This window comes from Streptomyces sp. NPDC039480 (assembly GCF_055597165.1).
The window spans coordinates 68,746-94,730 of sequence record NZ_JBVITX010000013.1 but is presented as its reverse complement, the minus strand read 5'-3'; the positions used below and the strand labels follow the sequence as shown (position 1 = coordinate 94,730).

Annotated in this window: 23 protein-coding genes; 13 read left to right on the top strand and 10 right to left on the bottom strand. The window is 73.1% G+C overall.

Translation table 11 applies throughout. The annotated features are described in order from the left end of the window. Nucleotides 1-209: 209 nt before the first annotated feature. Together ACZ56E_RS33555 and ACZ56E_RS33550 are read left to right on the top strand one after the other, a co-directional pair. Entirely contained in the window at nucleotides 210-980 is a 771-nt protein-coding gene (locus ACZ56E_RS33555; protein WP_471220020.1) for an IclR family transcriptional regulator, read from the top strand. Beyond that, nucleotides 977-1,840, top strand: a complete 864-nt coding sequence (locus tag ACZ56E_RS33550) for an SMP-30/gluconolactonase/LRE family protein (RefSeq protein ID WP_471220018.1) — start codon at nucleotides 977-979, stop codon at nucleotides 1,838-1,840. Before ACZ56E_RS33555 ends, ACZ56E_RS33550 begins: the two co-directional genes overlap by 4 nt. A gap of 2 nt (nucleotides 1,841-1,842) precedes the next feature. On the opposite strand, the gene ACZ56E_RS33545 is transcribed toward ACZ56E_RS33550, so the two are convergent. The 6 genes from ACZ56E_RS33545 to ACZ56E_RS33520 all read right to left on the bottom strand — a co-directional run bounded on the left by ACZ56E_RS33545 (nucleotide 1,843) and on the right by ACZ56E_RS33520 (nucleotide 7,960). Continuing rightward, complete coding sequence (locus tag ACZ56E_RS33545; RefSeq protein ID WP_471220016.1) at nucleotides 1,843-2,844, bottom strand: ABC transporter substrate-binding protein; 1,002 nt, start codon at nucleotides 2,842-2,844, stop codon at nucleotides 1,843-1,845. A gap of 16 nt (nucleotides 2,845-2,860) precedes the next feature. Then, complete coding sequence (locus tag ACZ56E_RS33540; RefSeq protein WP_471220282.1) at nucleotides 2,861-3,634, bottom strand: ABC transporter ATP-binding protein; 774 nt, start codon at nucleotides 3,632-3,634, stop codon at nucleotides 2,861-2,863. Nucleotides 3,635-3,674: 40 nt separating this feature from the next. Continuing rightward, complete coding sequence (locus ACZ56E_RS33535; RefSeq protein WP_471220280.1) at nucleotides 3,675-4,727, bottom strand: FecCD family ABC transporter permease; 1,053 nt, start codon at nucleotides 4,725-4,727, stop codon at nucleotides 3,675-3,677. A gap of 50 nt (nucleotides 4,728-4,777) precedes the next feature. Further along, nucleotides 4,778-6,043 (bottom strand): MFS transporter, encoded by a 1,266-nt coding sequence (locus ACZ56E_RS33530; RefSeq protein ID WP_471220014.1) that lies wholly within the window; start codon nucleotides 6,041-6,043, stop codon nucleotides 4,778-4,780. Further along, nucleotides 6,040-6,879, bottom strand: coding sequence for a Rossmann-like domain-containing protein (locus ACZ56E_RS33525; RefSeq protein ID WP_471220012.1), 840 nt, complete (start codon nucleotides 6,877-6,879; stop codon nucleotides 6,040-6,042). Before ACZ56E_RS33525 ends, ACZ56E_RS33530 begins: the two co-directional genes overlap by 4 nt. Nucleotides 6,880-6,967: 88 nt before the next feature. Beyond that, nucleotides 6,968-7,960, bottom strand: coding sequence for a pyridoxal-phosphate dependent enzyme (locus ACZ56E_RS33520; RefSeq protein ID WP_471220279.1), 993 nt, complete (start codon nucleotides 7,958-7,960; stop codon nucleotides 6,968-6,970). A 203-nt stretch (nucleotides 7,961-8,163) separates the two neighbouring features. On the opposite strand from ACZ56E_RS33520, the gene ACZ56E_RS33515 reads away from it, so the two are divergent. After that, nucleotides 8,164-9,210 carry a GHMP family kinase ATP-binding protein gene (locus ACZ56E_RS33515; protein ID WP_471220277.1) on the top strand — a complete coding sequence of 349 codons (1,047 nt, stop codon included), beginning with the start codon at nucleotides 8,164-8,166 and terminating at the stop codon, nucleotides 9,208-9,210. Continuing rightward, nucleotides 9,207-9,689, top strand: coding sequence for a Fur family transcriptional regulator (locus ACZ56E_RS33510; protein WP_471220010.1), 483 nt, complete (start codon nucleotides 9,207-9,209; stop codon nucleotides 9,687-9,689). The genes ACZ56E_RS33515 and ACZ56E_RS33510 overlap by 4 nt, the downstream gene beginning before the upstream one ends. Nucleotides 9,690-10,274: 585 nt before the next feature. Here the strand turns inward: ACZ56E_RS33510 and ACZ56E_RS33505 are convergent. Continuing rightward, nucleotides 10,275-12,578, bottom strand: coding sequence for a heavy metal translocating P-type ATPase (locus tag ACZ56E_RS33505; protein ID WP_471220008.1), 2,304 nt, complete (start codon nucleotides 12,576-12,578; stop codon nucleotides 10,275-10,277). Nucleotides 12,579-12,754: 176 nt separating this feature from the next. Here ACZ56E_RS33505 and ACZ56E_RS33500 point away from each other — a divergent pair, with 176 nt between their 5' ends. Then, a complete protein-coding gene (locus ACZ56E_RS33500; protein ID WP_471220006.1) occupies nucleotides 12,755-13,138 on the top strand; it encodes an ArsR/SmtB family transcription factor in 384 nt (127 codons plus the stop codon). Between the two features lie 29 nt (nucleotides 13,139-13,167). Here ACZ56E_RS33500 and ACZ56E_RS33495 read toward each other — a convergent pair whose 3' ends face one another. Further along, nucleotides 13,168-14,340 (bottom strand): carboxylate-amine ligase, encoded by a 1,173-nt coding sequence (locus tag ACZ56E_RS33495; protein ID WP_471220004.1) that lies wholly within the window; start codon nucleotides 14,338-14,340, stop codon nucleotides 13,168-13,170. Nucleotides 14,341-14,431: 91 nt separating this feature from the next. Continuing rightward, a complete protein-coding gene (locus ACZ56E_RS33490) occupies nucleotides 14,432-15,193 on the bottom strand; it encodes an NAD(P)H-dependent oxidoreductase (protein WP_471220003.1) in 762 nt (253 codons plus the stop codon). 168 nt (nucleotides 15,194-15,361) lie between these two features. On the opposite strand from ACZ56E_RS33490, the gene ACZ56E_RS33485 reads away from it, so the two are divergent. The 3 genes from ACZ56E_RS33485 to ACZ56E_RS33475 all read left to right on the top strand — a co-directional run bounded on the left by ACZ56E_RS33485 (nucleotide 15,362) and on the right by ACZ56E_RS33475 (nucleotide 18,899). Next, on the top strand, nucleotides 15,362-15,595 hold the full coding sequence (locus ACZ56E_RS33485) for a hypothetical protein (protein WP_471220000.1): 234 nt from the start codon (nucleotides 15,362-15,364) through the stop codon (nucleotides 15,593-15,595). Then, nucleotides 15,595-17,907 carry a heavy metal translocating P-type ATPase gene (locus tag ACZ56E_RS33480; protein ID WP_471219999.1) on the top strand — a complete coding sequence of 771 codons (2,313 nt, stop codon included), beginning with the start codon at nucleotides 15,595-15,597 and terminating at the stop codon, nucleotides 17,905-17,907. The genes ACZ56E_RS33485 and ACZ56E_RS33480 overlap by 1 nt, the downstream gene beginning before the upstream one ends. Nucleotides 17,908-18,527: 620 nt before the next feature. Then, on the top strand, nucleotides 18,528-18,899 hold the full coding sequence (locus tag ACZ56E_RS33475; RefSeq protein ID WP_471219997.1) for a copper chaperone PCu(A)C: 372 nt from the start codon (nucleotides 18,528-18,530) through the stop codon (nucleotides 18,897-18,899). Here ACZ56E_RS33475 and ACZ56E_RS33470 read toward each other — a convergent pair. Next, nucleotides 18,896-19,489 carry a TetR/AcrR family transcriptional regulator gene (locus ACZ56E_RS33470; RefSeq protein WP_471219995.1) on the bottom strand — a complete coding sequence of 198 codons (594 nt, stop codon included), beginning with the start codon at nucleotides 19,487-19,489 and terminating at the stop codon, nucleotides 18,896-18,898. The genes ACZ56E_RS33475 and ACZ56E_RS33470 overlap by 4 nt on opposite strands. Before the next feature lie 82 nt (nucleotides 19,490-19,571). Between ACZ56E_RS33470 and ACZ56E_RS33465 the strand changes: the two genes are divergently transcribed. The 5 genes from ACZ56E_RS33465 (at nucleotide 19,572) to ACZ56E_RS33445 (ending at nucleotide 25,825) form a co-directional block, all read left to right on the top strand. Next, on the top strand, nucleotides 19,572-20,549 hold the full coding sequence (locus ACZ56E_RS33465) for a GNAT family N-acetyltransferase (RefSeq protein WP_471219993.1): 978 nt from the start codon (nucleotides 19,572-19,574) through the stop codon (nucleotides 20,547-20,549). Nucleotides 20,550-20,656: 107 nt separating this feature from the next. Beyond that, the gene (locus ACZ56E_RS33460) at nucleotides 20,657-21,490 is read left to right on the top strand and encodes a M55 family metallopeptidase (RefSeq protein WP_471219990.1); all 834 of its coding nucleotides are present in this window, start codon (nucleotides 20,657-20,659) and stop codon (nucleotides 21,488-21,490) included. Continuing rightward, nucleotides 21,483-22,868, top strand: a complete 1,386-nt coding sequence (locus tag ACZ56E_RS33455) for a M20/M25/M40 family metallo-hydrolase (protein ID WP_471219988.1) — start codon at nucleotides 21,483-21,485, stop codon at nucleotides 22,866-22,868. Before ACZ56E_RS33460 ends, ACZ56E_RS33455 begins: the two co-directional genes overlap by 8 nt. A gap of 27 nt (nucleotides 22,869-22,895) precedes the next feature. After that, a complete protein-coding gene (locus ACZ56E_RS33450; RefSeq protein ID WP_471220275.1) occupies nucleotides 22,896-24,884 on the top strand; it encodes a prolyl oligopeptidase family serine peptidase in 1,989 nt (662 codons plus the stop codon). Beyond that, nucleotides 24,881-25,825 carry a S66 peptidase family protein gene (locus ACZ56E_RS33445; protein ID WP_471219986.1) on the top strand — a complete coding sequence of 315 codons (945 nt, stop codon included), beginning with the start codon at nucleotides 24,881-24,883 and terminating at the stop codon, nucleotides 25,823-25,825. The genes ACZ56E_RS33450 and ACZ56E_RS33445 overlap by 4 nt, the downstream gene beginning before the upstream one ends. Nucleotides 25,826-25,985 lie beyond the last annotated feature (160 nt).

Genomic DNA, 25,985 nt, shown 5'->3' with positions numbered 1-25,985 from the left:
GTTCGAAATGCTGGCGTGACGTTATTCACGGTGGCCGGAAGGTGTCAATGGGTCGCGCGAAAAGGTCTTGGACGGGCTCGTCCCCGTACCGCCGGGGGTCGGGCGGCCATTGCGCCGCGAACTGCGCCGTGCCTACCCTGTGTTCGTCATATCGATCGGCGACCGAAGTTTCGGACAGTTTCGGACGCGCAGGGTGGGAGGCCGAACTCATGGGACGACTGGTGCCCGCGGTGACCAGGTCGCTGGACATACTCGAACTGTTCCTGGAAGGGGACGGTACGTTCTCCGCGCCCGAGGTCACCCGCAGACTCCAGCTGCCGCGCACCACCGTGCACGAGCTGCTCACCACCCTGGCGGCCCGCTCGTATCTCGTCCAGATCCCGGACCAGCCGGGTCGCTACCGCCTCGGCGTGCGCACCTACCAGCTCGGCAGCCGGTACGCGGAACAGCTCGACCTCGCCGCCGAGGGGCAGCAGGTGGCCCGCGAGGTCGCCGAGACCTGCGACGAGACCGTTCACGTCGCGATCCTGGAGGACACCGACGTCATCTACATCGCCAAGGTCGACTCCACGCACGCCGTGCGCATGGTCTCCGCGGCGGGCCGCCGTCTGCCCGCGCACTGCACCTCGGTCGGCAAGATGCTGCTGGCCTCGCTGCCGCCGGACGAGCTCGAATCCCGGGTGCGGGGACGGGAGTTCACCGCGATGACCGCCGACAGCATCACCGACCCCGACGAGCTCCTCGCCGCGCTCACCGACATCCGCGAGCGGGGTGTCGCCGTCGAGCACCGGGAGTCCAACCCGGACGTCAGCTGTGTGGCGGCGCCGGTGCGGGACAGTGCGGGACAGGTCGTCGCGGCCCTCTCCATCTCCGTGCCGATGATCCGCTGGAGCGAGGAGCGCGAGCGCGAACTGGCCGAGCTCGCCGCCAAGGGCGCCGGCGACCTGTCGGTCCGCCTCGGCCACCGGGGCGCGCGATGACGCATGGGACGAGGCGGGCGTACGACGTGGCGGTGCGCGCGGAGGCCGCGCTCGGCGAGGGCCCCACCTGGGACGCGGTCACCGGCCGCCTCATCTGGGTCGACATCCTCGGCTCACGCGTCCACACGTACGACCCCGTGGACGGCCGGTGCACCATCATGGCGACCGAACAGCACGTCGGCGCCGCCAAGCCCCGCGAGGGCGGCGGCCTGGTCGTCAATCTCCGCGACGGCATCGGCCTGTACGGCCCGGGCGGTACGCCCTTCAGCTGGCTGGTGCGCGACCCGGTGCCCGGCCGGCGGGGCAACGACGCCGCTGTGGCGCCCGACGGCTCGCTCTGGGCGGGCACCATGCGCTACGACGAGGCGGCGGGCGGCGGCAGCCTCACCCGTGTCGGCCCCGACGGCACCACGACCGAACTCCTCGGCGACGTGGCCGTCAGCAACGGCACCGGCTGGAGCCCCGACGGGCGCCTCGTCTACTACGTCGACAGTCCCACGCGACGTATCGACGTACTCGATCACGACGGCCAACGCTCCCTGAACAGGCGCCCGTTCGCACACATCGACAAGGACGCGGGCTTTCCCGACGGGCTCACCGTCGACGCCGACGGCTGCGTGTGGGTCGCGCTCTGGGACGGCGGCGCGGTCCGCCGCTACACACCGGACGGCCGCCTCGACCGCACCGTGGAGCTCCCGGTGCGCCGCCCCACGGCCTGCGCCTTCGGCGGCCCCGCCCTGCGCGACCTGTACATCACCACGGCCCGCACCGGCCTCGACCGCCCCCACCCCCTCTCGGGCTCGGTGCTGGTCGTGCCGGACGCGGGCCACGGGCTCCCTGGCGTGCCCTTCGCGGGCTGAGCTCAGCGCTGGCGGTCCAGCGCGCGCAGGTACTTGCCGAACTTCTCCAGGCCGTCGATGTTGCGCGGCCCGCTGATGCCCTCGTTGTAGTCGAGGACGAAGAAGTTGTTCTTCTTGACGGCGGGCAGCTCCTTCGTGTGCGGCGACTTCTTCAGGAACTCGATCTTCTTCTTCGCGGGCTGGTCGCCGTAGTCGAAGATGATGACGACCTCGGGCTCGGCCTCCGTCACGGCCTCCCAGTTGACCTGCGTCCAGCGCTCGTCGAGGCCGTCGAAGATGTTCCTGCCGCCCGCGCTCTTGATGATGTCGTTGGGCGGGACCTGGCTGCCCGCAGTGAAGGGCTGGTCGGTGCCGGAGTCGTAGAGGAACACCGGCACCCGCTCGCCGCCCTTCGGCGCCTTCTTCTCCACGGCCGCGACACGCTTCTTCAGGTCACCGACGACCTGGTCCGCCTTCTTCTCGACCCGGAAGATCTTGCCGAGCCGCTCCAGGTCGCTGTAGAGCGCCTTGAACGGCGTGACCTTCTCCGGGTGTCCGGGGTAGTTGAAGCAGCTCTCCGTGTGCATGAAGCTCTGGATGCCGAGCTTGTCCAGGGTCTTCGGCGTGATGCCGCGCTGGTCGCTGAAGCCGGAGTTCCAGCCCGCGACGACGAAGTCGGACTTCGCCTCGACGACGATCTCCTTGTTGAGCAGGTCGTCGCTGAGCATCTTCACCTTGGCGTACTCCGACGCCCAGGGCGACTCGCTCACCGGCGGGTTGGCGGGCGGCATCACATAACCGTGGACGTGCTCGGTCAGGCCGAGGCTGAACAGCTTGTCGGCGCTGCCGCCCTCGTACGCGACCGCCCGCTGCGGAACCTTGTAGGAGACGGGCTCGCCGCAGCGCTTGACGGTGGTCTTCTCGGACGCCTTCGCGGCGCCGTCCGAGTCGACCTCGGCGCCGCAGCCGACGAGCAGCGTCAGCGCGAGGGCGGAGCCGGCCGCGATGGATCGGGTGTGGGACATAGGGAGTCGGTGCCTTTCAGAGGGACGGGTGGAGCGCGTACAGAAGCTGCGGGTCGCCCGTCAGCGGATGCTTGATGACGCTGGCCCGCACGCCGAACACATCGGCCACCAGGTCTTCGGTGAGTACGTCCTCGGGCGTGCCGGACGCCACGAGCCGCCCCTGCGACAGCACGCCGAGCCGGTCGCAGGCGGCCGCCGCGAGATTCAGGTCGTGCAGCACGACGAGGACGGTGAGCCCGGCGCCGCGCAGATGCGAGAGGACCTCTATCTGATGGCGTACGTCGAGGTGGTTGGTCGGCTCGTCGAGGACGAGGACCCGCGGCTCCTGGACGAGGGCGCGGGCGAGCAGCACGCGCTGCCGCTCCCCGCCGGACAGGGTCAGGACGCCGCGCCCGGCGAGGTGGTGGATGTCGAGCCGCTCCATCGCCCGCGCGCACAGCTCGCGTTCGCGCGCCGTGAGCGCCTGGTTGCCGCGCTGGTGCGGGGCCCGGCCGAGCGCGACGACCTCCGCCACCGTGAAGTCGAGGTCGACGGCGCCGTCCTGCGTCATGGCGGCGACGAGCTGGGCGCTGCGGCGCATCGGGAGCCGGGAGATGTCGTCCCCGCCGACCCGCACGGTGCCCGTGGCCGGCCGCAGCGCCCGGTACACACAGCGCAGCGCGGTCGACTTCCCGCTGCCGTTCGGGCCGACCAGACCGACGACCTGGCCCTCGCCCACATCGAGCGAGAGGTCGCGCACCAGGCTCCTGCCGTCGATGACGACGCCGAGCCCGTCGACGCGCAGGTCCATCTCGGACCTTCCGGCTGCTTCGTCGTTGATGTCGGTCATGTCAACGCCCTCCGAACACATAGCCCTTGCGGCGCATCAGGCCGATGAACACCGGCACGCCGACGAGCGCCGTGATGACTCCGAGCGGCAGTTCGCGCGGCGCGACCACCGTCCGGGACAGCAGGTCGACCCAGACCATGAACACCGCGCCGACCAGCGGCGCGACGGCGAGCACCCGGGTGTGCGTGGCGCCGACGACCATCCGCACCAGGTGCGGCATGACGAGCCCCACGAAGCTGATCGCGCCGCTCACGGCGACCATCACGCCGGTGATCAGGGAGACGAGCACGAGCAGGGACCTGCGGTGCCGGTCCGGGCTGACGCCCAGGCTCGCGGCGGTCTCGTCGCCGAGCGCGAGGACGTCCAGCGCCCTGCCGTACCGGTACAGCGCGGCGACACCGAGGACCACGACCGCGGAGACGACGGGCAGCGTCCCCCAGGCGGCGGCCCCGAAGCTGCCCATGGTCCAGTACAGGACCATCGACGTCGCCTCGTTGTCCGGGGCGAAGTAGATGATCACGCTCATCACGGCCTGGAAGCCGAGCGACATGGCCACGCCCGTGAGGACCAGGCGCAGCGGTGAGAGGGAGCCCCGGTCGCTCGACGCGGCGTACACGAGGAAGGACGCGACGAGCGCGCCGACGAACGCGCCCGCCGACACCGCGTACACACCGAGCGCGGCCAGGCCGCCGGTCACCGTCACACCGACCGCGCCCACCGACGCCCCCGAGGAGACGCCCAGGACGAACGGGTCGGCGAGCGCGTTGCGCACCATCGCCTGGATGGCCACGCCGACCGCGCTCAGACCGGCGCCCACCAGCGCGGCGAGCAGCACGCGCGGCGTCCGGATCTGCCAGATGATCTGGTACGTCGTCGTCTCGTCGGCGCCGATGCGGCCACCGCTGAGCGCCGCCCACAAATAGCGGGTGGTCTCGGCGGGCGACACGTAGGCCGCGCCGAGGCCGATCGCCACGACGACGGACACGACAAGGACGGCGAAGAGCGCGGCACAGGTCAGCACCAGGGCCCCGGGCGATGCGAGCCGCTCCCGCACGGCGGCCCGGCTCTTCGGGGCCCCGTCCGGCGGCACCTGGGTGAGGGTGCTCACGCGGCGCCCGCCTTCGCCGTGCCGCGCAGCACCAGCACGGCGGCGCCGAGCGCCAGGATGACGAGGGCGCCGAAGGCGGCCGCGGTGCCGGGGTAGCCGGCCAGGCCGAGACCGGCGCCGCCGAGCGCCGCGCCGACGAACACGCCGAGGCTCTGGCCCGCCGCGTTGAGGCTCAGCGCCGAGCCGCGCAGCGTGGTGCCGCAGCGCCGCACGATGAGGCTGACCACGCACGCGGCGACGATCGCGTGGCTCGCCGCGTGCAGCGCGGTCATGGCGAGGGCCAGCGGCAGCCAGTGCGTGAAGTAGAAGCCCACGACGGAGACGAGGGCGGCGACCAGACCGATGGCGAGCAGGCGTTCCGTGCCGACGCGCGGCTGAGCCGAGTTGGTGATCCGCCCGGTGAGGAGGTTGCTGACGAAGAACGCGGCGCCGCTCAGCGTCCACACGAACGCGAAGAGCCCGGCGTCGAGGTCGAACCGCTCCTCGTAGAAGGCCGCGAGGTACGACAGGTAGCCCATGAAGACGGCGGTGCGCAGGAAGCCGATCAGGAGCAGCGGCACCGCGCCGCGCACGGCCGCGAGGGCCTTGAACGAGGCGAGATAGCCGAGCCGCGGGGTGTCCTCGGCGGCCTCGGCGCCGCCCGTCTCCCGCTGCCTCCCGCGCCGGGCCACGAAGACCACCGCGAGCAGCAGCGACACCACGGTCACGCCGATCAGGTCGCCCTGCCAGCCCCAGAACAGCGCGGGCAGCGCGATGACGGGGGCGGCGAGCATGGCGGTCATGGACTGGGTGGCCGTGACCAGGGTGGCCGCGCGCCCCGCCGCCTTGCCGGTGCCGAAGCGGTCGGCGGCCGCGGCGGTCAGCGCCGGGTTCAGCACCGACGTACTGGCGCCGATCAGCAGACAGAACACGGCGAGCAGCGCGAAGTCCCCGGCGGCGCCGAGCGCGGCCGACCCGCCGAGCGCGACGAGCGCGCCCGCCGCGGCCCACTCCTTGGGCACCCGGTCGATCAGCGGCGCCAGCGCGGTGCCGACCAGCAGGGCGGCGAGGCCGCCGAGTCCGCGCAGCCCGCCCATCGCGGCGACGCTGCTGCCGGCCTCGTCGGCGATGGGCACCAGATACGTGCTGAAGACGGTGAAGGGCAACAGGCCGACCGCGGAGGCCAGGAGCACGGGCCACAGCGTGCGGGCCATCCGCAGATCGCCCGGTACGGGTTCCTCGGCGCTGTCCGGCACGGGGTTCTTGACGGCGTCGACGCTCACGCTGCCGCTCCGTTCGACGCGAGGGCGGCGCGGTAGCGGTACATCGGCGTGGGGTCCGCGCTGAACTGCGAGAACGTGAACGGCTCCGCGTTGAGCCCGGTGACCCCCGCGCCGAGGAAGGCGCGGGCGACGGCGCTGCCGCTCTGGGCGTAGACGACCAGCGGCACGCCGTGCTCGACGCAGTGGCGCAGGATCAGGTCGAAGGTGCCGTTGCTGAGCGTCATGCCGGTGGCGACGACCGCGTCGGCTTGTGCGAGCACCTCGGTCATGTCGTCGGAGACGGGCTCGCCCCACGCGGTCGTTCGCAGATTCAGATCGCAGGGCAGACAGACGCCGCCCCGCTCCCGTATCGCCGCGACGAGCGGATTGACCACGCCGATCAGGGCGACCTTCGCGCCGGGCTCGATGTCGAGCAGCCCGGCGATGGCGGCGTCGCGGGCCTCGGCACGGACCTCGGGCGTGCCGACCGGCAGCAGGACGCGCTCGGCGTCGGCGGTGTCGCGGTGCGGGCGCACGCGGGCGAGGTAGGCGTCGAGGGCGGCGGTCCGCACGGGCGCGCACTCGTCGCGCAGCAGCTTGTCCAGGGAGTGGCCCGAGGCGTTCTCGCAGAAGCCCGGGGCGAGTTCGCCCGCCTCGAAGGAGCAGGCGCCGAACGAGTCGCCGACGCGGAGCAGCAAGTAGTGGTTGTGGTACGTGACGTCGCCGCCGGCGAGCCGGGTCGTGTTGTAGAGCCAGAACGCGCTGGTGACGGTGAGCTCGGCCGGGTCGGGGCCGTGGGCGCCCGACAGGACGGCCTCGGTGAGCTCGGCGACGGTGTGGGGCGTGGGGTGTGACATGTGTGTTCTCTCCGGGTGGCCGGCGGGTTCAGGAGGTGGCGGGCGGACTTAGGAGGTGGCGGACGGATTCAGGGGGTGGTGGACGGATTCAGGAGGTGACGGGTGGCCAGGCCGTCGTGGACCAGGGGTGTCGGAGGTCGCCGAGCGAGGTGATCTCGTGCGGCTTCAACGTCTCGATGTCCAGGGCCTGTTCGTGCCGGGCGTAGGCGCTCTCGACATAGCGGTGGCCGGTGTCGGCGGCGATGAAGACGTACGTACGCGTGTCGTCCCTGCGCCGCTCCCAGAGCGCGCTCAGGTAGGCGGCGCCCGCCGATAGCCCGGCGAAGATGCCGCTGGTGCGCAGCAGGGAGACCGCCCCGGACACGGCGCTGTCGAAGTTCACCCAGTGCACGCGGTCGTACAGCTCGTGCCGGACGTTGCGGAACTCGATGGCGCTGCCGATCCCGGCGATGATCATGTCCGGGTCCGCGACGTGCTCCGAGCCGAAGGTGACGCTGCCGAAGGGCTGCACGCCGATGAGCGACACGTCGCGCCCCGCCTCGCGCAGATAGGTGGCGAGGGCACCCGTCGAGGCGCCCGAGCCCACGCCGCCCACCAGCGCGAGGGGGCCGGCGGGCAGCTCCTTGCCGATCTCCTCGGCCACCTCGCGATAGCCGTGGTAGTGGATGTCGTCGTGGTACTGCCGCATCCAGTGGTACGAGGGATTGTCCGCGAGGATCTCGGCGATGCGCCGCACCCTCAGCTCCTGATCGAGACGGAGGTCCTTGGAGGGCGCGACCTGCTCCAGCGTGGCGCCGAGTATCTCCAGCTGTACGCGGGTCGAGCGGTCCACCGTGGTGGAGCCGACGATGTGGCACTTCATTCCATAGCGGTGGCAGGCGAGGGCGAGGGCCTGGGCGTAGATGCCGCTGGAGCTGTCGATGAGGGTGTCGCCCGGCCGGACGGCGCCGGAGTCGAGCAGGTGCCGGACGGCGCCGAGGGCGGAGTAGATCTTCATGGTCTCGAAGCGGAGGCAGGCCAAGTCCGGTGCCAGGGATATGAGATCGGGTTTCTTCACCGCTTCTGCGATGTGCGCGTGCATGGGCATGACTGGGATCCCCCCGTAGGGACGAGCGGGCAGGGAGGGGCGCCGGGGGAGTGCGGGCAGCCCCCGGAGCGGCCCCGGAACGCCGAGAGCATCACACTAGATGAAAATGATTGTCAAGAGCGGGTAAGTTCGGCACACTGGTCCGCGCGGGGTGCCGTGCAGGGTGTGCCGCGCTGTTCGAGAGGAGTCGCGTGAAGCTGTTCCAGGGGGCCGCAGCCCGGTCTCGCCCGACCTGTCCGCCGCGACAGGGGCCGCCGCCGAGGGCGGGGGTCGGCACGGCGTTCGGCACGTTCGGCGAACTGCTCCAGGGTGTTCTGCCGGAGGGGCGAGCCGACGGCGAGGGTGACAGGGACTTCCTCGTGACGCTGCCGGTCGCCCGGTGGACGATGGCCACCTTCCGGGAGGGCTCGGCGTCGGGCGAGCTGGAGGTCTGGCCGCCGCACAAAACGAAGGCGCTCCAACTCGCCCGTATGATCACGGACTTGACATCTCGCGGGCCGGCGGTTGCACCGCCCGGCGGGGTGCTGACCGTCAGCAGCGTCATCCCCGAGGGCAAGGGGCTCGCCAGCTCGTCCGCCGACCTCGTCGCCACGGCGCGGGCGGTCGGCCGCGCCCTCGACGTCCCGATGCCGCCCACCAGGATCGAGCGGCTCCTGGCCCGCATCGAACCCACCGACGGCGTGCTCTACCCCGCGATCGTCGCCTTCCACCACCGCAGCGTCCGGCTCCGCGCGGTCCTCGGCTCGCTGCCCCCCATGGCGGTGGTCGGCATCGACGAGGGCGGCTCGGTGGACACGGTGGACTTCAACCGCATCCCCAAACCATTCACTGCGGCCGACCGGCAGACGTACGCCGGCCTGCTCGAACGCCTCACCGCCGCCGTGCGCCACCACGACCTGGCGGAGGTCGGCCGCATCGCGACGCGCAGCGCCGTCATGAACCAGACCCTGCGCCACAAGAGGTCGCTGGAGCCCATGCGGGAGATCTGCCGCGAGGTCGGCGGGCTCGGCGTGGCGGTCGGCCACAGCGGTACGACGCTGGGGGTGCTGCTCGACGCCACGGACCCTGCGTACACGCGGCGGGTCACCGCGGCGGCGCAGGCGTGCGGGGAGCTGACGGGCGGCGGCCGCGAGGGGGGCGGGGTGACGGTCTACCGCACCCTGACCTTCGACCGCCCTTATGCCACGGCCCCCGCCATACAGGCCACCGTCGTCCCCCGCCCCGGACAGGACGGCGCGCCGTGACGACGAGATCCCGTCTCGGGCGAGGGGAGGAGCGCCGCCGCCCCGACGCGGGCCCCGAGGCCGGCGTGCGCAGAACCCGGCAACGAGCCGCGGTCCTCGAAACGCTCGGGCACTGCGGGGAGTTCGTCTCCGCACAGGAACTGCACGCCCTGCTCGCCGGCTCCGACCGGGCCGTCGGCCTCACCACCGTCTACCGCGCCCTGCGCGAACTCGACCGCGCCGGCCTGGTCGACGTCGTACGCGACGAGACCGGCGAACGGCTGTACCTGCGGCGCCCCACCGAAGAACACCGTCACTACGTCATCTGCCGCCGCTGCGGCCGCAGCAGCCCGGTGGACGCGGGCGCAGTAGAGGCATGGGCGGACCGCCTGGCAGAAACCACGGGTTACGCCGAGCTGGAGCACACCCTCGAACTCAGCGGGGTGTGCGGGGAGTGCGGGACGGGGAGGGCTGGGGCGGAGTCGGCGGGGGGCGGGTGACGGCCCGGGTCCCGTACGGGTTTCGCACCGGGCTGGCGCACACGCCGCCGAGTCCGGCGTGGCACCTGGAGGCCCGGCGCTGCGGGTCCTGTTGAGGCCCACGGGTCGCTGGCGGCCTTCGACGCCGGAAGGCAGGCTGCCTCGCCTGCTCCCGTACCGGCTGCGCCGAGCGGGTGCACAGCTGTTGAGGGCCCCCGCGGGCGGGCGGGCCTCGCATGACGGGCGACGCCCCGGGGGGGCAAGGCTCGCTTACCCGTTCCTCCTCAGCCCGCGCCGCCGCCTGGTGTGCCCCCTTGAGCTCAGTGAGTCGGCCGAGAGTGCCGTCCTGCGACCGCCACGCCGAAGGCGGCGGGGGAGGGTGCCGGGGGGCGACGGTTCTCGCACAGGTTGTGCCGAGCTGGTGCGCGCCCTTGACTCAGTGGGGTGTGCGGGGAGGGTCGGTCTGCGGTGGCCAGGGTGAGGTCGGCCGGAGGCGGGTTGTTGAGGCCCGCCGGGCGGTGAGGGCTTCGTGGTGGGCGGCGCCCCCCGGGCGGGGGGGCGGTGGTTTCCGCTCCAGCTCCGCCGAGCTGGTGCGCACTCTTGAGGTCAGCGGGGTGTGCCCGGAGCGTCGTTCTGCGAGCGCCACGCCGAAGTTCGCAGGAGGCGGAGGCCGTTGAGGCCTACCAGAATTGTGGAGCCCTCGTGGCCCGCGACGCCGAGGGGTAGCGGCAGGTGGCCCGCCAGGTCCCAGATGACCAGCGCGCCGATGCAGACGGAGGCGATCACGAGGTTCTGCACCACGACCCGCCGGGCCCGGCGGGAGAGGGCCACGACCGCCGGGACCGTGGTGAGGTCGTCGCGGACGACGACCGCGTCGGCGGTCTCCAGGGTGAGGTCGGAGCCGGTCCCGCCCATGGCGACGCCGATGTGCGCGGCGGCGAGCGCGGGCGCGTCGTTGACGCCGTCGCCGACGACCAGGACCCGCTCCCCCCGCTCCTCCCACTGCCGTACGGCGGCGACCTTGTCCTGCGGGAGCAGCCCGGCCCGCACGTCCTCGATCCCCGTCTCACGGGCCGTCGGCGCGGCGGCCAGGGCACTGTCACCGGTCAGCAGCGCCGGCGAGGAGCCGGTGAGCCGGCGCAACGCGACGACCGCTTCGGCGGCTTCGGGCCGCGGCAGGTCGGTGAGGTGCAGAGTCGCGACGGGCACGCCGTCGACCAGCACCACGGCGACGGTACGGGCGTCGTCCTCCGGCTGGCCCGGCGAGGCCGTGGTGCAGGGCTGGTTCGGGCTGTCGGTCCCGGGCTTTCGGCTCGTGACGGTTGCATGTGTTCCGTGCTCGGGTTGCGCGGGGGCGTCTCGCATGGGTTCCGGGCGCGCTGCGGCGATGGTGCGGGCGTCGTCGTCCTCGGGCCGGCCCGGCGTGGCCGTGGCGGGGAGTTGGTTCGGGTTGGTGGCCTCGGTCTCTCGGCTCCTGACGGATGCATGTGTTCCGTGCTCGGGTTGCGCGGGGGCGTCTCGCGTGAGTTCCGGGCGCGCTGCGGTGGCGGTACGGGCGTCGTCGTCCTCGGGCCGGCCCGGCACGGCCGTGGTGAGGAGCCGGTCCCGGTTGCCTACCTCCACCACCTGGCCCGCCACGATCGCCCGCACCCCGTGTCCCGGCTCCGCCGTGAAGTCGCGGGCGGGCCTCAGGGCCAGGCCGCGTTCCCGTGCCGCGGTGACCACGGCGCGGGCCAGCGGGTGCTCGCTGGGGTGTTCGGCGGCCGCGGCGAGCGCGAGCACCTCGTCCTCGGTCAGCCCCGTGCCGGGCAGCCGTCGGATGTCCGTGAGCCGGGGCGTGCCCTCGGTGAGCGTGCCCGTCTTGTCCAGGGCGACCTTGGTCACCGCACCCAACCGCTCCATCACCACGGCGGACTTGACGAGCACCCCGTGCCGCCCGGCGTTGGCGATGGCCGAGAGCAGCGGCGGCATCGTCGCCAGCACCACCGCGCACGGCGACGCCACGATCATGAAGGTCATGGCCCGCAGCAGCGTCCCGGCGAAGTCGGCGCCGAACGCGAGCGGGACGGCGAAGAGCGCGAGGGTGGCGACCACCACCCCCACCGAGTACCGCTGTTCGACCTTCTCGATGAACAACTGCGTCGGCGCCTTCGTCTCCCCTGCCTCCTCGACCATGGCGACGATGCGGGCGATGACGGACTCCGCGGGGTCGCGGTCGACGCGGACCCGCAACGCCCCCGTGCCGTTGAGGGTCCCGGCGAACACCGTGTCGCCCACCCCCCTCGGCACCGGCAGCGGTTCGCCGGTGATCGTGGCCTGGTCGACCTCGCTGCCGCCGTCGAGCACGGTGCCGTCGGCGGGCAGCCGCTCACCGGGTCGTACAAGGACCGTGTCACCGACCCGCAGCGAGTCGACCCCCACCCGCTCCTCCCCGGCTTCCCCGCCCGTCTCCGTCACCCGCACCGCCATGGCCGGCGCCAGATCGAGCAGCCCGCGCACGGAGTCCGTGGTGCGCCGGGTGGCGAGCGCCTCCAGTGCCCCGGACACCGCGAAGATGACGATGAGCAGACTGCCGTCGAGGAACTGCCCGATGGCCGCCGCACCGAGGGCGGCGACCACCATCAGCAGGTCGACGTCGAGGCTCCGCTCACGCAACGCCCGCAGCCCCGCCACGGTCGGCTCCCAGCCCCCGGCGACGTAACAGAGAACGTAGAGCGGACCCCACAACAGGCCGGGCGCCCCGGCGAGTTCCAGCGGGCACGCGAGCAGGAACGCGGCGGTCGCCAGCGCCGCCCAGCGGGCCTCCGGCAGGGCGAGAAAACGGGTCCGGCGCACCGGTGCGGCAGGTGCGGGGGCAGGGACCCGCCGGTCGCCCACCAGAGCGGAGGACGCTGAGGGCACGGAAGGCATCGGGGCACACCTCTTCGTGGACAGAAACAGGGCTGGAGATCAGGACAGGGCGAAGGAGCCGTGCGGCCAGCCAAGGCGCCACACGGCTGCGCGGACCGCGACGGCCCCGTGGACCCTCCTCACCATAGCGGAACACATGAAGAGGTCTTCAAGTGTATGACGAGTAGGATTGCCGCATGGGACACGGAGTCGACAGCGAGATCAGCCCTGCCACACACCTCGACGCGGACTCCGCCGCCACGATCGCCGCCACGCTCCAGGCGCTGGCCACGCCGTCCCGGCTGATGATCCTCAGCAAGCTGCGCCAGGGCCCGTGCGGCGTCGGCGCGCTCGCTGAGGCGGTCGGGATGGAACAGTCGGCGGTCTCCCACCAGTTGCGCCTGCTCCGCGCCCTCGGCCTCGTCACGGGCGCCCGCGAGGGCCGCCGCATCGTCTACAGCCTGTACGACAACCACGTCGCCCAGCTCCTGGACGAGGCCGTCTACCACATCGAGCACCTGCGCCTAGGCGCCCGCGACGCACCCGCCCGCGACGCACCCGCACGCGGCGACACACGCTGAACGTCGGGCTCTGACCCGTGCCCGTGGGGTCAGTCCAGCACTCCCAGCTCCGGATCCGGCCGAACCGGTGCGCGGCGCACCCGGGCCGTGCCCGGCGCCAAACCCGCGGTGGTGCGGTCGGCCAGGTCGTCGACGACGTCGCGCAGACTGCCCGCCCGCGCGTGGGCGGCGCGCTGCCGCTCGGCCCCGCCGCCGTACGTGACGAGCCGCCGCAGGACCGTGACCACCTGGCGGAGGTCGCCGTGCGCGGCCAGGGTCGGGCGGGCGTAGTCGAGGAGCTGCCGCACCAGGTGCGCGGCCGGTACGAGCCGGGTCGTCCGCGGGTCGAGACTGTGCCCTGTCAGGCCGTCCCGGGCGCAGCGCCAGTACGCGGCGCGCAGCAGGGCGTCGTCCACGGCGGGGCCGGGGTCGCCGCGGCGCACCCGCTCCAGGGCCTGGACGACCAGCGCCCGCACCAGGACGGCGAGCACCGCGCCCTCCTCGACGCTCGTGGTGACGTCCATCGCCCTGATCTCCACGGTGGGCAGGTGCGCGCACGGGCGTACGTCCCAGTAGAGCGAGCGTTCCCCGTGGGTCGCGCCCGCCACCTGCAGCGAGGCCGCGAGCGTGTCGTAGTGGGCGGCCGATGAGAAGTACGGCGGGGGGCCGGCCACGGGCCAGCGCGTGGCCCCCAGGGTCCGCCAGCTGCAGTACCCGCTGTCCCGCTCCTCCCAGAAGGGCGAGTTCGCCGACAGCGCCACGAGCGTGGGCAGCCACGGCCGCAGGTGATTGCTGACGAGGACGGCGTGGTCGCGGTCGGGGACCTGCACGTGGACGTGGAGGCCGCAGAAGGCGAAGGTGTCGTACAGCGACCGGAACGTCTCGACCTGGGCGAGATAGTGGGGGTCGGTGCTGAGGGGTATCGGCGCGCGCATGCCGAGCAGGGGCGTGGCGGAGGCGACGAGGCGCAGGCCCTCGTCGGCCGCCGCGGCGGCGACGGCCCTGCGGACGCGTCGCAGCTGGTGAAGGAGTTCGCTCAGGGTCCCGCAGGGTGGCGTCTTGCCCTCCACCTGGTACTGCGACGCCTCACCGGTGACGAGGTCACCGACCACCGGTTTCAGGCGGGGCAGGACCCGGGAGGCTGCTGCGACGACGGCACGGTGCGAGGCGTCGACGAGGAAGTACTCCTCCTCGACACCGACGGGAGGAAGGTGGTCCGCCATACGTGTCGTGTCCTTCGAAGAGGGGGCGAATGACGCGTGCCTGTCCACCTTCCTCGCCCGGAGCCATGACGGCGAGTCCGCACGGCCGGGCTCAACGGTGCACGCCCACTCCGGAGAGGCCGGGCGCGAGCTCGGGCCGCAGCACCAGGTCCTCGTCGTAGGCGCCGCCGTTCTCGCGGTGGAAGGGCAGCGGATCAGTGGTGTGCAGGGTGCGCAGGCGCTCCCTCAGCTCCGCCGCTTCGCGGGCGTAACCCGCAGGGGTGAGCCGGTCGGCGCCGTACACGACGAACGGCGGCAGCGCGGCCATGCCCGTGTACCAGAACGTGCCGTGCAGCAGGGGGAACAGCACCTGGTCGAGCTGGCCGTGGATGCCGCGCGGACCGAAGCCGGACTCCCGGGCGCCGACCGAGGTGACGACGAGCGCGCGCTTCCCGGCCAGGCCGCCGTCCCCGTACCGCAGGGTGCGGCCGTCCGGCCCCTTCAGGCCGAAGCCGAAGCCCTGGACGAGCACGCGGTCGAACCAGCCCTTGAGGATCGCGGGCGGCCCGAACCACCAGAGCGGGAACTGGAAGACCAGCGTGTCCGCCCACGCGATCTTCTCCTGCTCGCGGCGGATGTCCTCGCTCAACGCCCGCTCCGTGTAGGCGCGTTCCTGCTCGGCGCCCACGAAGAGCCGCTCGCGCGGCCGGTCCCCGAAGTCGTCGGCGTCCACCACGGCCTTCCAGCCCATGCGGTACAGGTCCGACGTGCGGTGCTCGTGCCCGAGGGACTCCAGCGTGCGCAGGCCGTCGGTCAGCAGGGAACCGCCCAGCGAGCGCCGTTCCGGATGTGCGAATACCCAGAGAATCTTCATGCCTCCGATCCTGTGCCGCCGTCCCGGCCCGTCACGAGTGGCCAGATGGCCATGACCCGCAAGGATCTGGCCAACTCTGATCTTCCCGGGAACTCGACGGCGACCGCGTCCGACTCCTGAAGCGGTGCGGGCCGTCCGGTCCGCGCCTGCGCGCGATCGGGAGCGGTGATGGCTGACCACCAAGGCCGGGCGATGGCTGACCACCAGCGGCGGAGATTCGTGCCGCCGCCCGCGCTCTGCGGCTTCCTCCTGCTGCTGGTGCTGATCTTCGCCGCGTCGTACGCCGTGGGGAGGGCGGCCGGACCGGTCGCGCCCGGCATGCACGAATCGACCACCGACTCCGGGTCCGACGGCGGCGGGGACGGCGGCGGCGTGGGCGGTACGCACGGCGGAGGCCACTGATGGCCACCGGAGCGGCGGACGCCGCCGTCACCACCGATCTGGCCATCGGCGGCATGACGTGCGCCGCCTGCGTGAACCGGGTCGAGAAGCGGCTCGGCAGGATGGACGGCGTGAGCGCGACGGTCAACCTCGCGACCGGCCGCGCCCGGATCAGCCACCCGCCGCACGTCACACCGGACGAACTCGTCGCCTCCGTGGAGCGCGCCGGGTACACGGCGGAGCTGCCCCCGCCGCCCGAGCCGGCCGCCGGGGAACGCCCACCGGACAGCGCGGAGCCGACGGAACCCGGCGCCGACCAGGAACAGCAGCGTCAACGGCAGCACCTGCTCGTCACCGCTCTTCTCGCGGTGCCCGTACTCGTCCTCTCCATGGTGCCCGCGCTGCAGTTCCGCAACTGGCAGTGGCTCTGCTTCGCGCTCGCCGCGCCGGTCGCCACCTGGAGCGCGTGGCCGTTCCACCTGCGTGCGCTGCGTAACCTGCGGCACTCGGCGGCGACCATGGACACGCTGGTCTCCCTCGGCGTCGCCGCGTCCTTCGGCTGGTCGGCGTACGCGCTCTTCCTCGGTGGCGCGGGCGCCCCCGGCATGACCATGCCGTTCACCCTGCTGCCCAGCGCCGACAACGGCACCGCACACGTCTATCTGGAGGCGGCCGTCGGTGTCCCGCTGTTCGTCCTCACCGGTCGGTTCCTGGAGGCGCGGGCCCGGCACGGCGCCGGCGCCGCCCTGCGCTCCCTCGCCGGGCTCACCGTCAAGGATGTCGCCGTACGCGAAGGTGGCACCGAACGCCTGGTCCCGCTGGGGCAGTTGGGCGTCGGGCAGGACTTCGTGGTACGGCCCGGCGAGCGGGTCGCCACCGACGGCACCGTCGTGGAGGGCAGCTCCGCAGTGGACCTGTCCCTGGTCACCGGGGAGAGCGAACCCGTCGAGGTCGGGCCGGGCTCCGAGGTGACCGGCGGCGCCGTCAACGCGGGCGGCCTGCTCCTCGTCCGCGCCACGGCCGTCGGCACCGACACGCAACTGGCGCGTATTGCCCGCATGGTGACGGAGGCTCAGGCGGGCAAGGCGGGTGCGCAGCGGCTCGCCGACGCGGTGGCCGGAGCGTTCGTGCCGGTGGTGCTCGCACTCGCCGCCACGGTGCTCGGCTTCTGGCTCGGCGCCGGAGCCGACCCGCAGGCGGCCGTCACCGCCTGCGTGGCCGTCCTCGTCGTCGCCTGCCCGTGCGCCCTCGGACTCGCCACCCCCACCGCCCTGATGGCCGCCACCGGCCGCGGCGCCCAGCTCGGCGTCCTGGTCAGCGGCCCCCAGGCCCTCGAAGCGCTGCGGCACATCGACACCGTCGTCCTGGACAAGACCGGTACCCTCACCTCGGGCCGCATGAGCGTCACCGCGGTCACGGCGGCGCCCGACGGCATCGGCGAGGAGGCGGCGCTGCGGCTCGCCGGGGCCGTGGAGCAGGGCTCGGAACACCCGCTGGGCCGGGCGATCACCTCGTACGCGAGGAAAGCACTGCCCGAGCGGGCGCTGCCACCGGTACGGGAGTTCGGCGCGGTGGCGGGGCAGGGCGTCAGCGGCGAGGTCGACGGGCACCTCGTCGAAGTACGGACGCCCGGCGACGAGTTGACCGGTGAACTCGCCCGCGCGCTGACAGCCGCCGAGGCCGCCGCGCACACCCCGGTCCTGATCCGCGTGGACGGCGTGCCCGAAGCGGTCGTCGCCGTCGGCGACCTGGTGCGCCCCGGCAGCTACCGCGCCGTGGACCGGCTGCGGCGCCTCGGGGTGCGCCCGGTCCTCGCCACCGGCGACCGCGAGGCCACCGCCCGAGCGGTCGCCGCACAGCTGGGCATCGACGACGTGCACGCCCGCTGCACCCCCGAGGACAAGGCCGCTCTCGTACGGGAGACGAAGGCGCGCGGCCACCGGGTCGCGGTCATCGGCGACGGGGTGAACGACGCCGCGGCACTGGCCGGCGCCGACCTCGGGATCGCCATGGGCGGCGGCACCGACGTGGCCATCGGGGCGGCCGACGTGACGCTGGTGCGCGGCGACATCGAAGCGGTCGCGGACGCGGTCCGGCTCGCCCGGCGCACCCTGGCCACGATCCGCGTCAACCTCGTGTGGGCCTTCGGCTACAACGCCCTCACCGTGCCACTCGCCGCGGTAGGCCTCCTCAACCCCATGGTGGCCGCCGCGGCGATGTCGGCGAGCTCCCTACTGGTGGTCGCCAACAGCCTCCGCCTACGCACCTGGCACCCCACCCGCACCCCGCCCCCCGGCGGACCACGCCGCACCACGAGCGGAGACCGACGATGACCGCCGACCCGCGTCCGGCAGAGGATCCGCCTCCGGCAGAGGATCTGCCTCCCGCAGGGGGCCCGCGTCCGGGAGGGGGCCCGCGTCCGGGAGGGGACCCGCGTCCGGGAGGGGACCCGCGTCCGGGAGGGGACCCGCGTCCGGCGGGGGAGCCGAGTGCGGCAGGGGGCCCGCGCCCGGGAGGGGACCTGCCTCCGGGAGGGGGCCCGCGTCCGGGAGGGGGCCCGCGTCCGGGAGGGGACCTGCGTCCGGCAGAGGATCCGCCTCCGGCAGAGGACCCGCGTCCGGCGGGGGACCCGCCCCCGGCAGGGGGACCGCGCCCGACCAGCGAACGACGCCCCACCGGGGACCCGCGCCGCACCGCCGAACGGCGCTCCACCGCCGACCCCCACCCGACCGCCGACCCCCACCCCGCCGTCGCACCGCCCCCGACCGCCGACCCCCACCCCACCGTCGCACCGCCCCCGACCATCGACCCCCACCCCTGGAAGCCGGACCGCCGCCGGCTCCGTGAGGCCTTCGGGGGCGCGCTCGAACCCCTCGCCGCCTGTGCCGTTGCGCTTGGGCTGCTCAGCACGTGGGTCGGGTTCGGGGGCGCGGGCAGTCCGGCGCGGGTCGAGGTGGCCACCGGGACCGTCTTCCGGCCGCAGGGGAACACGGAGGAGACTGCCGCGTTCTTCCGGATCTCCAACACCGGCGGGTCCGACGACACCCTGACGTCGGTGACGTCCCCCGCCTTCGACGACGTGATGCTCAGCCGGTACACGCCCACGGGCCGCGGCGTCGCCGGCATGCGCATGGTGGGTTCCGCGGCCGTCCCGGCCGGCGAGGGCCTCACCATGTCGCCGCGCGGCGTGGACATCATGGTGCGCGCGCGGGGCCCGCTCCGCCTCGGCGACCGCGTCCCGTTCGTCCTGACCTTCCGGCACGGCGGCACCGTCAGGACGGAGGCGGTGGTGATCCGCCCGTCCGTCTGGACGCCCAAGCCCTAGGGCGCCGCCGCCGACGCCAGGAAGTCGTCGAGCAGCGCGGTCTGCCGCTCCACGGAGAACCGGTCCGGGTCGAAGAGGGCCTGGACGACCAGGCCGTGGGTGAAGGCGACGGCGGTGGCGGCGAGCCGTTCCGGGTCGGCGGTGGCGGGCACTTCGCCGAGGTCGCGGGCGGCTTCGAGGTGCGGGCGGAGCGTCGCGCGGAGCCGTTCGTAGCGGCCGGCCTGCTCTGCGGCGAGCTCGTCGTCGGCGAGGGAGAGGCCCCAGGAGCCCACCCAGACGCGGTTGCGGGCGGTGTCGCCCGGGGTCAGCGGCAGGATGTCCAGGAGCATGGCGCGCACGGTGGCGAGGCCCGCCGCGGGACGCGTCCTGCGCGGCCGCTCGGCCGTGCGCTTCTCCAGCAGGCCGAGGGCGTGGGTGAGCAGGGCCCGCTTGGTCGGGAAGTAGTGCATCAGCATGCCGGTCGAGACGCCCATCGCGGCGGCGACCGCGCGCAGGGTCAGGCCGCCGAACCCCTTGTCGGCGAGGACCTGCCACACCGCCTCCGAGACGTCTTCGCGGCGGGCTTCACGGTCTCCGGGGGCGGGTGGCATGCTGCTACCTTACGTACCGAACACTTGTTACGTACCCCGTACCCCGTACCCCGTACCCCGTACCCAGGAGAGCGAGACTGCCGTGTTCACTGTGCCGCTCGGCGACCGTGCCCTGCTCCGCCCGCTGGAGCCCTGGCACGCACCGGAGTTCCTCGCCCACATCGACCGCGCGAGGCCCACCGTCGACCCGTGGATACCCTGGGCGACCCTCACCACCGACCTCGACTCCGCCACGGCCACCCTCCAGCGCTACGCCGACCGCCTCGCCGCGGACACCGGCCGCCTCTATGGCATCTGGCTGGACGGCACCCTGGTCGGCGGCGTCATGTTCACCCGCTTCGACGCCGACACGGGGGTGTGCGAGGTCGGCTGCTGGCTGGAGGGGGCCGCGGAGGGGCGCGGCCTGGTGACCCGGGCCTGCCGGGAGCTGATCGACTGGGCGTTCCGCGCACGCGGGATGAGCCGCGCCGAGTGGTGGGCCGGGTCGGGCAACACGCGCAGCATCGAGGCCGCGCGCCGCCTCGGCATGACCCGCGAGGGCGTGCTGCGACAGCGCTTCCCGTACCGGGGCGAGCGCCAGGACAGCGAGGTCTGGTCGGTCCTGCGCGACGAGTGGCCGCCCACCGAGGAGACGTCGAGCTCCGGCGTGCAGGCCGAACTCGACCGGCTCATGGACGTGTTCGTCGGCGCCTTCACCAACACCGGCGGCCGCGTGCCGGACCTCGGCGTCATCCGTGACGTCTTCATCCCGGAGGGCAGGATCATCGCGAACGTCGGGGACGAGCCGGTGATCTACGACGTGGACGCGTTCATCGAACCCCGGCAGAAGATGCTCACCGACGGCACGCTGACGGAGTTCTCGGAGTGGGAGGTCTCCGCGCGCACCGAGATCTTCGGCTCGGTCGCCCACCGGTTCAGCGCCTACCGCAAGTCCGGCCGCCACCACGGCGCATTGTTCGAGGGCTCCGGCCACAAGACCACCCAGTACCTCCGCACCCCGGCGGGCTGGCGCATGGCGTCACTCGCCTGGGACGACACGCCCGCCACCGGCGCCGAGTAGCCTGCCCGCACCCCCGTCTACACTCGCGCTGCGCACCTGATGGCAGTGTGAGCCCCATGGCACTGTGAGCTGTTTGGTGCGCCGAGCCGAGGGGAGGGGAGAGGGTTATGAAGATCCTCATCAGCGCCGACATGGAGGGCGCCACCGGCGTGACCTGGCCGGCCGACGTGCTGCCCGGGACCCCGCAGTGGGAGCGCTGCAGGTCCCTGTTCACCTCGGACGTCAACGCCGCCGTGCTCGGGTTCCTCGACGGCGGCGCCGACGAGGTGCTCATCAACGAAGCGCACTGGACCATGCGCAATCTGCTCCTGGAGGAGCTGGACGACCGCGCGGAGATGCTCACCGGGCGGCACAAGTCGCTCTCCATGGTGGAGGGCGTGCAGCACGGCGACGTGGACGGCATCGCGTTCGTCGGCTACCACGCGGGCGCCGGAATGGAGGGCGTCCTCGCGCACACCTACCTCGCCAACCAGATCACCGGCGTGTGGGTCGACGGCGTCCGGGCCAGCGAGGGCCTGCTCAACTCGCACGTCGTCGCCGAGTACGGCGTCCCCGTCGTCCTCGTCACCGGTGACGACCTGGCCTGCGAGGACGCCCTCGGCTACGCGCCGGGCGCGCTGAAGGTCGCCGTCAAGGACCACGTCTCGCGGTACGCGGCGGTCTGCCGCACGCCGGCCCGCACCGCGGCCGACATCCGCGCCGCGGCGAAGGAGGCCGCCACCCTCGCCGTGCGCCACGAGCCGGTGGCCGCCGGGCCGTTCACCGTGGAGGTCGAGTTCGACGCCGAGCACCTCTCCATGGCGGTGACCGTGGTGCCGGGCGTGCGCCGTACGGGGGAGCGCAAGGTCGCGTACGACAGCGAGACGATGTACGAGGGAATCCGTACCTTCAAGGCGGTTACGACGATCGCCTCTGCCGCCGTGGAGGAACAGTATGGCTAGTCAGCAGCTGGTGCAGGAGCGGGAGCCGAAGTCCGGGGACCAGGAGCAGGAGCCCGGGGACCGGGTGGACGCGCGGGCGCTCGACGAGGTCGTGACGTTCACCTCCGAGCTCATCCGCATCGACACCACCAACCGCGGCGGCGGCGACTGCCGCGAGCGGCCCGCCGCCGAGTACGCCGCCGAGCGCCTCGCCGACGCGGGCCTCGAGCCGACGCTCCTGGAGCGCACCCCGGGCCGTACGAACGTCGTCGCCCGCATCGAGGGCACCGACCCGGGCGCCGACGCGCTGCTCGTCCACGGCCACCTGGACGTGGTGCCCGCCGAGGCCGCCGACTGGAGCGTCGACCCGTTCTCCGGGGAGGTCCGCGACGGCGTCGTGTGGGGCCGGGGCGCGATCGACATGAAGAACATGGACGCGATGATCCTGTCCGTGGTCAGGCTGTGGGCCCGCGCCGGGGTGCGCCCCCGCCGCGACCTCGTGATCGCCTTCACCGCCGACGAGGAGGCCAGCGCCGCCGACGGCTCCGGATTCCTCACCGACCGGCACGCCGGGCTCTTCGAGGGCTGCACCGAGGGCATCAGCGAGTCGGGTGCCTTCACCTTCCACGACGGCCGGGGCAACCAGATCTACCCCATCGCCGCGGGGGAGCGCGGCACCGGCTGGCTCAAGCTCACCGCGCGCGGCAAGGCCGGCCACGGCTCCAAGGTCAACCACGCCAACGCGGTGAGCAGGCTGGCCGGCGCCATCACCCGCATCGGCGAGCACCGCTGGCCGGTCAGGCTCACCCCGACCGTCCGCGCCTCCCTCGTCGAACTGGCCACGCTCTACGGCCTGGAGACCGATCTCGAAGCGCCCGGGTTCGACGTGGACGCCTTCCTGGAGAAGCTCGGTCCGACCGCCGACCTCGTCGCCCCGACGGTCCGCAACAGCGCCAACCCGACGATGCTGCAGTCGGGTTACAAGGTCAATGTGATCCCTGGTGAGGCAGTGGCGTACGTCGACGGCCGCTTTCTGCCCGGCGGCGAGGAAGAGTTCCGCCGCACGCTTGACCGGCTCACCGGCCCTGACGTCGACTGGGAGTTCCACCACCGCGAGGTGGCGCTGCAGGCGCCGGTCGACTCGCCGACGTACGCGCGCATGCGGGCGGCCGTCGAGGAGTTCGCGCCGGAGGGTCACGTCGTGCCGTACTGCATGTCGGGCGGCACGGACGCCAAGCAGTTCTCGCGACTCGGCATCACCGGCTACGGCTTCTCGCCGCTGAGGACACCGGAGGGCTTCGACTACCAGGCGTTGTTCCACGGAGTCGACGAGTGTGTGCCCGTCGACGCACTGCACTTCGGCGTCCGCGTCCTCGACCGCTTCCTGCGGACGGCCTGACGGAAAATGGGGGAAGAGAAGGACATGATGCAGACCCGGGCGTACGGATCATGGCCGTCGCCGATCGACGCCGAGCTCGCCGCCACCCACGACGGCGCTCCGGGGTACGTGGGCTTCGTCGGCGCCGAGACCTGGTGGACCGAACCGCGCCCCACCGAGGCGGGCCGGCGCGCGCTGGTGCGGCGGCTGCCCGACGGCGAGGAGCGCACGGTGCTGCCCCCGCCGTGGAACGTGCGCAGCCGCGTCGTCGAGTACGGTGGCCGCCCCTGGGCCGGCGTCGAGCGCCCCGAGGGCCCGCTCGTGGTCTTCGTCGACTTCGCCGACCAGCGTCTGTACGCGTACGAGCCCGACGTCCCGGAGGCCGAACCGAGACCCCTGACCCCGGTCTCGGCCGTCGGCGGCGGACTGCGCTGGGCCGACCCGGTGCTCCACGCGGACCGCGGCGAAGTCTGGTGCGTCCTCGAGGAGTTCACCGGCGAGGCGCCCACCGAGCTGCGGCGCGTCATCGCGGCCGTGCCGCTCGACGGGTCGGCGGCCGGGGACCGGAGCGCTGTACGTGAACTGTCCGACGGCAGGCACCGGTTCGTCACCGGACCCCGCCTGTCGCCCGACGGCGCCCACGCCGCCTGGATCGCCTGGGACCACCCCCGCATGCCGTGGGACGGCACGGAACTGACGCTCGCCGACGTGCGCGACGACGGCACCTTCGGCGCGGCACGGACCGTCGCGGGCGGCCCCGAGGAATCGATTGTGCAGGTCGAGTGGGCCCACGACGGTCGGCTGCTGTTCTCCAGCGACCGCACCGGCTGGTGGAACCTGTACCGGGCCGACCCCGGGGCCGACGCCGCCGACGCACGGCCGCTCTGCCCCCGCGAGGAGGAGTTCGCCGGACCCCTGTGGCAGATCGGCCTGAACTGGTTCGCCCCGCTGGAGAGCGGACTGATCGCCGTCGTGCACGGCAAGGGCGCCACCGCACTCGGCATACTCGACCCCGAGACGGGCGAGGTCGTCGACTCGGCGGGCCCCTGGACCGAGTGGGCGTCCACCGTCGCCGCACACGGAACCCGCGTGATCGGCGTCGCCGCGAGCCCCCGCAGCGCGTACGAGGTCGTGGAACTGGACACCTGTACCGGCCACGCCCGCGTCATCGGCGCCGCCCACGACGACCCGGTCGACCCCACGTACTATCCGGAACCGCAGATCCGCACCTTCTACGGGCCGGCGGGACGCGAGATCCACGCGCACATCTACCCGCCGCACCACCCCGGCCACATCGCCCCCGACGACGAGCTGCCGCCCTACGTGGTGTGGGCGCACGGCGGCCCCACCGGCCGCTCGCCCCTCGTGCTCGACCTGGCCGTCGCCTACTTCACCTCGCGCGGCATCGGCGTCGCCGAGGTCAACTACGGCGGCTCCACCGGGTACGGCCGCGCCTACCGCGACCGGCTGCGCGAGCAGTGGGGCATCGGTGACGTCGAGGACTGCGCGGCCGTCGCCCTCGGCCTCGCCGACGAGGGCACCGCCGACCGGGCCCGGCTCGCGATCCGCGGCGGCAGTGCGGGCGGCTGGACCGCCGCCGTCTCCCTGACCAGCACGGACGTCTACGCCTGCGCGACCATCATCTATCCCGTGCTCGATCTCGCCGCGTTCGCGTCGGGGGAGACCCACGACCTCGAATCGCGGTACCTGGAGTCCCTCGTCGGCCGGCTCGACGAGGTCCCCGCGCGGTTCGCGGAGCGCTCGCCCGTGCTGCACGCCGAGCTGATCACCACCCCGTTCCTGCTGCTCCAGGGGCTCGACGACGTGGTCTGTCCGCCCGCCCAGTCGGAGCGGTTCCTCGCCAGGATGGCGGGGCGCGGCGTTCCGCACGCCTACATCGCCTTCGAGGGCGAGGGGCACGGGTTCCGCCGCGCCGACACCATGGTCCGCGCCCTCGAGGCCGAACTCTCGCTGTACGCCCAGGTGTTCGGGATCGACCTCGCGGGACGCGTGCCCACCCTGGAGCTCACCAAGTGATACCGCTCGTGCGGCCCGCCCGCCTCACCCCCGGCGCGCGGGTCGCGATCGTCGCGCCGAGCGGCCCCGTCCCCGACGACCAGCTCGAAGCGGGCCTCGACATCCTGCGCGGCTGGGACCTGGACCCCGTGGTCGCGCCCCATGTGCGCGACCGCCACCCGGAGTTCTGGTATCTCGCCGGGGCGGACGACGACCGCGCCCGTGATCTGGAGCAGGCCTGGTGCGACCCGTCCGTGGCCGCCGTGTTCTGCGCCCGCGGCGGGTACGGCGCCCAGCGGATGGTGGACCTCGTCGACTGGGCGGCGCTGCGGGAGGCGACGCGGGCCACCGGGCCCAAGGTGTTCCTCGGCTACAGCGACATCACCGCCCTGCACGAGGCCTTCGCCACGCGGCTCGGCGTCGCCACCCTGCACGGCCCGATGACGGCCACGACCGACTTCCTGAAGAACACGCGGGCCCAGGAACACCTGCGGGCGACCCTCTTCGCTCCGGATGAGACCCGGGTCATCCGGACGGCGGCAGCCCACGCGGCGCCGCTGTCCGGCGGCCGGGCCAGGGGCGTCACGCTCGGCGGCTGTGTGTCGCTGCTCGCCGCCGACCTCGGCACGCCCGTGGCGCGGGCCTCCGCCCGCGGTGGCCTGCTCTTCATCGAGGACACCGGCGAGGAGGCGTACCGCCTGGACCGGATCCTCACCCAACTCCTGCGCGCCCGCTGGCTGGACGGCGTGGCGGGGATCGTGCTGGGCTCGTGGCAGAACTGCGGGACCCGTGACGAACTGCGGGCGCTCTTCGCGGACCGGCTCGGCGGGCTCGGTGTGCCGGTGGTCGAGGAGTTCGGGTTCGGCCACTGTGAGGGGGCGTTGACGGTGCCGTTCGGGGTGGCGGGCGAACTCGACGCGGACGCGGGGACGTTGACGCTGGACGGACCCGCGCTGGTCTGACGGACCGCGCTGGTCCGAGGGGCCCACGCTGGTCTCACGGGCCCACAGAAACCGCTGTCATGGGCATTGACCTATACCTGACACGTGTCACAGCATGACTCGGGCCGGTGCTTACCGGTCGGTAGTCACCGGTCGTCGGCCGTCCTCAGCGTGGAGGTCC

What these genes read in the sequence shown, in the direction of transcription:
- ACZ56E_RS33505 (WP_471220008.1), bottom strand. Translation starts at nt 12,578, where the DNA reads ATGCCTTCCGTGCCCTCAGCGTCCTCCGCTCTGGTGGGCGACCGGCGG.
- ACZ56E_RS33525 (WP_471220012.1), bottom strand. Translation starts at nt 6,879, where the DNA reads ATGTCACACCCCACGCCCCACACCGTCGCCGAGCTCACCGAGGCCGTC.
- ACZ56E_RS33545 (WP_471220016.1), bottom strand. Translation starts at nt 2,844, where the DNA reads ATGTCCCACACCCGATCCATCGCGGCCGGCTCCGCCCTCGCGCTGACG.
- ACZ56E_RS33500 (WP_471220006.1), top strand. Translation starts at nt 12,755, where the DNA reads ATGGGACACGGAGTCGACAGCGAGATCAGCCCTGCCACACACCTCGAC.
- ACZ56E_RS33460 (WP_471219990.1), top strand. Translation starts at nt 20,657, where the DNA reads ATGAAGATCCTCATCAGCGCCGACATGGAGGGCGCCACCGGCGTGACC.
- ACZ56E_RS33455 (WP_471219988.1), top strand. Translation starts at nt 21,483, where the DNA reads ATGGCTAGTCAGCAGCTGGTGCAGGAGCGGGAGCCGAAGTCCGGGGAC.
- ACZ56E_RS33470 (WP_471219995.1), bottom strand. Translation starts at nt 19,489, where the DNA reads ATGCCACCCGCCCCCGGAGACCGTGAAGCCCGCCGCGAAGACGTCTCG.
- ACZ56E_RS33480 (WP_471219999.1), top strand. Translation starts at nt 15,595, where the DNA reads ATGGCCACCGGAGCGGCGGACGCCGCCGTCACCACCGATCTGGCCATC.
- ACZ56E_RS33550 (WP_471220018.1), top strand. Translation starts at nt 977, where the DNA reads ATGACGCATGGGACGAGGCGGGCGTACGACGTGGCGGTGCGCGCGGAG.
- ACZ56E_RS33555 (WP_471220020.1), top strand. Translation starts at nt 210, where the DNA reads ATGGGACGACTGGTGCCCGCGGTGACCAGGTCGCTGGACATACTCGAA.
- ACZ56E_RS33450 (WP_471220275.1), top strand. Translation starts at nt 22,896, where the DNA reads ATGCAGACCCGGGCGTACGGATCATGGCCGTCGCCGATCGACGCCGAG.
- ACZ56E_RS33495 (WP_471220004.1), bottom strand. Translation starts at nt 14,340, where the DNA reads ATGGCGGACCACCTTCCTCCCGTCGGTGTCGAGGAGGAGTACTTCCTC.
- ACZ56E_RS33540 (WP_471220282.1), bottom strand. Translation starts at nt 3,634, where the DNA reads ATGGACCTGCGCGTCGACGGGCTCGGCGTCGTCATCGACGGCAGGAGC.
- ACZ56E_RS33485 (WP_471220000.1), top strand. Translation starts at nt 15,362, where the DNA reads ATGGCTGACCACCAAGGCCGGGCGATGGCTGACCACCAGCGGCGGAGA.
- ACZ56E_RS33490 (WP_471220003.1), bottom strand. Translation starts at nt 15,193, where the DNA reads ATGAAGATTCTCTGGGTATTCGCACATCCGGAACGGCGCTCGCTGGGC.
- ACZ56E_RS33520 (WP_471220279.1), bottom strand. Translation starts at nt 7,960, where the DNA reads ATGCACGCGCACATCGCAGAAGCGGTGAAGAAACCCGATCTCATATCC.